The sequence below is a fragment of the Candidatus Thorarchaeota archaeon genome (genome assembly GCA_013388835.1).
In the GTDB taxonomy this organism is placed as follows: domain Archaea; phylum Asgardarchaeota; class Thorarchaeia; order Thorarchaeales; family Thorarchaeaceae; genus JACAEL01.
Window position 1 is genome coordinate 1 of the sequence record JACAEL010000064.1, and the last position, 4,740, is coordinate 4,740.

Sequence of the window (4,740 nt, forward strand, 5' to 3'; positions counted from 1 at the left end):
ACACCCATGACACATCGAGTTGGCAGGTGCACAAGTCCGACATTGTGCAGTTGTGGGCTGATGAGTCCCTCTTGGTGGCCGCGACGAAAAAGGGAGTTCCGCTGGTATTCAGGCATCGACCTGGCCAAGCCCCGGCCGAGATTGCTCAGCTCAGCAGAAAGGAGAAGGCGACGGTTGTGTGTGGCAACAACTCCTACGTTGCCACCGGGCTGTCGAACGGTGAGGTGGAGGTCTGGGCGAAGGTGGACTGGACCTTTGTCGGTGCCTTACGGGCCGACGACCTTCAACAGGTGACGAGCCTGTGGATGAACCCGTACTACCTAGTGGCAGCAACAACAGGCGGGTGTGTGACGTTGTTCGATCTGAAGGACCTGTCGCAGCTGGGAAAGCTGAAGCTTGACGCCGTCAGGGTGAACTGTGTTCATGTGGACGGAGACCTAGTGATTATGTCAGCGCAGAACCAGTCCGGCAGCGCTAGCTTACTGGTGTTCCGTCTGGTCCACGATGGTGAGCCATTTGATGTGCAGAGTCCGCAGAGTCGGTGCCTGAGCGGCGGCATACTGATGACATCCCCGTACGATGTCTTGGAGTCCGTGCTTGAGTTGAAGGAGAAAGGCAATGCTCACATGCAGGCCGGGCAGTATGAACTCGCGGCGCGGGTGTTCGAGAACGCCCTTCGGGTCCTTGTTGACGGCACACACGCTCTGCTTGAGTTGCCACAAGAGAGAGCTGAAATCACAGCAGAGATCAACCAGCGACTTGGAAGAGCCCTCCTCCGAGTGAAGCTGCAGGAGCTTGGAAGCATGTCCGAGGAAGTTGCTCGGATTGCTGACGAGTTCAAGATGGAAGGCCGTTCAAGGGCCTCTGACGAGGAACTGAAGGTCCTCTGGGAGAGGGTGAGTCAGGCCATTCGGGAGGCACGTGCTCTTGCAGACGCACAGGCCACCGACCTGCTAAGCTATCAGCTGACCGAGTTGGCAGACACACTCGAGCAGGACACCACGGCTGTGCGTCAGAAGATAGAGGCTTATCGTGAGACGGTGAATCAGGCGAGGGCCATAGTTGACAACATGACGGCTGAGTGGTCTAGGCTAGAGCGAAGGCGGTCTTCGTTGTCGCAACGCAGGTCGTTTCTTGAGGCTGCAGTGTTGAACCTTGAGAAGCGCCTCAGCGACCCGGACAACGGCCCCGAGGTGAAGGAACTCCTTGACACAGCCGCCAGGGAATACAGGCGTCTGCTCGAACAGATCACTAGAATAATCTCTGCAAAGGATGCCGCGGCCGAAGCGGAGCTTGGTTCAAGAGACGAGGCGCGAGCGGCCATCGAGGCACTCCTGAGAGTCGTTCCTAAGAAGCGCGATGCAGCCCTTGCTGTGCAAGACCCAAACGAGAGAGCAAAAGAGGTTCAGCGGCTCGTCACCGCGCTCCAGCAAGCACTGGAAACCGCAACCCGTCTGAAACTGAAGGATGAGATCAGAAATCTGGAGAACCAGCTGGCCGCCCTGAGAGACCTGTAGAGGTCCTGTGCCTAAGAGGCCTCCGCTTCATCCATTTCGTCATCGAAGACTTCATCTTCCTCTGCAATGCCTGACCTGACAATGTCGAGCCACTCCGAGGCCGTCTCCTCAAGCTCCGGGTCGAGTGAGAGTGCATACTCCACCGCCTCCAGTGCCTCGTCGTACATGTCATTGAGAAAGTAGTAGACTCCGTAGTTGTACCAGGTGACGGCCGAGTTGGGATCTAACAGGATTGCTCTCTCCAGTGCATGTGCTGCCTCATCCCATTCCTCGTTCGCAATCAGAGCTGTCGCCAAGAGCTGCCAGTCTCGCGCCCGCAGGGGGTGGAGCCTCAGGCTCTCGCGAAGCGCGTCAATACCTTCGATGCTCTCGTTCAGCAGAAGATGCAGGTACGCCTTGTCAGCCCAGTATCTGACCGACCGGGGTTGAATCCTGATGAGCTGGTTCATTGCTTCAAGGGCCTTTTTTGGCTGCTTCAGTTCCAAGTTGCAGACTGCCAGTCGCTCCCACACCAGCGCATTGTCGGGGTCCACACGCGCTCCCCTCTCGAGCGCGGTCAGTGCTTCGACGAACCTAGAGGTGGCCATCAGCGACTCAGCATCCGCTAGAATCCTACGAACAGTCTTGCCGGGTGAGTCAGTTGTCATTGGGGTAATGCGGTCCCCTGCGAAGCAGTCATCTCAGTCATCCTGCGAGCCGCTTCGAAGGTGTATAAGCATTACTCTGTTAACAAGGACTGCTTGGACTCGTGTTCTCTCAGGCAAGTCTTCCAGTGTCACCTATCTGCAGACACTTCTTCAGGAAGAGACGCCTCAGATCACAAGTCTGAGCGGCAGAGTGTCTCGTCCAGCACAGTCACACTGACCACATCTCTTGCCCAATAGCGGCCTTCGCCGAAGTACTCTCCACCCGGAATGAGGACCAGTCGAATCGGCCCGCCCGTGGACAGTGGAACGCCATCTTCTTCGTATGCCAAGATCAGTGTGAAGCTCTCTGTTCCGATGTATGAACCATCTGTTGTGTTGTAGGCCTGCAGAGTCCCTTCGAGCTGTGTCTTATTCAGATAGGTCTTGTAACCGTCTCTGCTTGTGATCTCGACCGAGTATGATGATGGCAATGCCTCAATTGATATCAACAGACCATACAGCCCTACTCCCTTGTACTGCTTAGCAGGCACTACAGTAGGTGGGCTCACGCCTGTCTTCACATATCCTGCTTGACCAGTGACCGCCGGAAGTGCCATCAACTCGTCTATCGAGTACTCGCGTGTGTGGCTTACCGAGTGGACTGTCAGTGCGGCGGGTTGTGGTGTCACATGGGGGAGGACTCTGATGGTGGCCACCTTCGAGACGCAGAGAGAGCCTGCAGACCCTGTTCCCAAGTCGGGATAGACCTGTGCGGCGTCTGCGTTGGAGAACACGCCATCGTCAGTCAGGAACATCAGTCTGAAGCCATCCTCGTAGTCCGGGACTTCGCTACCGTTGTACTCGAACGCCAAGACCATGTGTCCCTGTATCCCGTACTCTGTCGAATTCGGATACACGTTTCTGTAGCCGAACGTGCGATTGTAGCCATCTGAGGATATGACTTGCACTGTGTCGTTGGCTTCCATGCCTCCAGCCAGCTCGACCAGCGCCGATACTCTGACACCCCTGTATTCTCCCGCGCCCCTGATGTTTCCAAATGAGTTCTGGAACGAGCCATTCATGTGTACAGTTGGCATCCCTTTCATCTGGGTGAGCGTGACCTTCCTAGTGCTCATGTCATGTCCTGTCAAGTTGACGGTGGGTTGTGCTGTGTCTGTCATCAGCGTTAGGGTCGCAAGCGCACCAGCAGCAACAATGACCACTAACAGGAGTACCCCGTAAAGCATCCGCTGGCTCTGTTCTGTCACTAGTGTCACATCCCGTTATGCACAGACCTGCATATCGGCCACCATAAAAGCATTCCTTTTGGGACGAGTGTGCCGCAGTCCCCGCATACACTCGTCATGACTGGGCCGAGGTCAGTGGTGCATGGAGGTCTTGGGTCTCCTGCGTGAACACAACGCCCGCACAGTGGTCTGTCTGCCGATTCCGACTAATTCAACCCAGTGCTTTGGAACATCCACTCTCTCAAGGGGCCTGCGTGGTTCCAGTGTTCTGATCATGTCCTCTCAGTCTCATGGGATTGACTGAGCTAGCCGTTCTGCCGGGGCATTCTGGGCAGTAGTCTTGCGTTTCATGAACCAGAGGAGCCAGAGTCAGACTCAGCTCAGTGCTATGAGTTCAATCTCGATGCCCGCATCCTTGGGAAGTCGAGCAACTTGGACAGCTGCACGAGCCGGAGGCTCCTTCGGGAACCACTTGGCATACTCCTCGTTCATCTGCGCGAAGTCGTTGATGTCACGAAGGAATACTGTCACCTTGACGACCTTCTCCATGGAGGACCCCGCTGCTTCGAGGACCGCCCGCAGGTTTGACAGGACTTGACGAGTCTGCTCAGTAATCGAGCCCGTGACCAGCTGGCCCGTGACAGGATCCATTGGTAGTTGACCGGAACAGAAGACGAGACCGTTAGCCTTGATGGCCTGAGAGTAGGGCCCTATTGCCTTTGGCGCCTTGTCAGATACGACCACTGTACGCTTCATATGCCGTCATCTTGGCAGAATCGTCACTCAGGTTAAACCTGTTGGAATGCGCCAGTTCAATTCAGAACGGATGAGCAATGCTTTTCTCTGGAGTATGATGTTGTTGGCCTATTGCAGGTAGCTGACCATGATTCGCCTCTTCGGTGTGCTCTCAACAGGTGGTGTTCCTGTACACTTCAAGAGTACGGGCGGTGCGGAGGAGATGGTGCTGGGGCCGCTCATAGAGGCATCGAGGTCCTTGAGTCAGATGATGGGCAGCGGTGAGGTAAGGAGACTTGCGTTCAAGAAGGACACCATGCTTCTTGCAGAGTGTGAAAAGGGATACATTGTTGTGGCCCTGGTGACGGGCGCTGAAGACTACATGGAGAGCCTCCTACAGATGGTCAGTGAGGCGATTGATGAGTCGGATATGCCCGAGGCTGACGGTGTTGTCACAGCTGCCCACCGTAGCATTGCAGCCAACATAATTGACCGATACGTTGTGGACCCTCCCAATGCAAGCTTCTCGGAGACAATCGCTGCCATCTGGAGACCGGTCCTTAGTGCCATACGCTCGGACCCTCATCTTAATGGTATTGAGGCCAGACTGAACCG

At 55.8% G+C, this 4,740-nt stretch carries 5 protein-coding genes; 2 read left to right on the forward strand and 3 right to left on the reverse strand.

The window, feature by feature from the left end:
- Positions 1-74 precede the first annotated feature (74 nt).
- Positions 75-1,517: a hypothetical protein gene (locus HXY34_10505; GenBank protein ID NWF96558.1), complete on the forward strand. Its 1,443-nt coding sequence runs from the start codon at positions 75-77 to the stop codon at positions 1,515-1,517.
- Between the two features lie 11 nt (positions 1,518-1,528).
- On the opposite strand, the gene HXY34_10510 is transcribed toward HXY34_10505, so the two are convergent.
- From HXY34_10510 to HXY34_10520, 3 genes are all read right to left on the reverse strand, one after another.
- On the reverse strand, positions 1,529-2,164 hold the full coding sequence (locus tag HXY34_10510) for a tetratricopeptide repeat protein (protein NWF96559.1): 636 nt from the start codon (positions 2,162-2,164) through the stop codon (positions 1,529-1,531).
- A 170-nt stretch (positions 2,165-2,334) separates the two neighbouring features.
- Positions 2,335-3,411, reverse strand: coding sequence for a hypothetical protein (locus tag HXY34_10515; GenBank protein NWF96560.1), 1,077 nt, complete (start codon positions 3,409-3,411; stop codon positions 2,335-2,337).
- A 354-nt stretch (positions 3,412-3,765) separates the two neighbouring features.
- Entirely contained in the window at positions 3,766-4,146 is a 381-nt protein-coding gene (locus HXY34_10520; GenBank protein NWF96561.1) for a RidA family protein, read from the reverse strand.
- Positions 4,147-4,273: 127 nt separating this feature from the next.
- Between HXY34_10520 and HXY34_10525 the strand changes: the two genes are divergently transcribed.
- On the forward strand, positions 4,274-4,740 hold a 467-nt coding region (locus tag HXY34_10525), incomplete at its 3' end, for a hypothetical protein (protein NWF96562.1).

Excerpts from the sequence above, each read along its gene's own strand:
- HXY34_10520 (NWF96561.1), bottom strand. The coding sequence starts at position 4,146 with ATGAAGCGTACAGTGGTCGTATCTGACAAGGCGCCAAAGGCAATAGGG.
- HXY34_10510 (NWF96559.1), bottom strand. The coding sequence starts at position 2,164 with ATGACAACTGACTCACCCGGCAAGACTGTTCGTAGGATTCTAGCGGAT.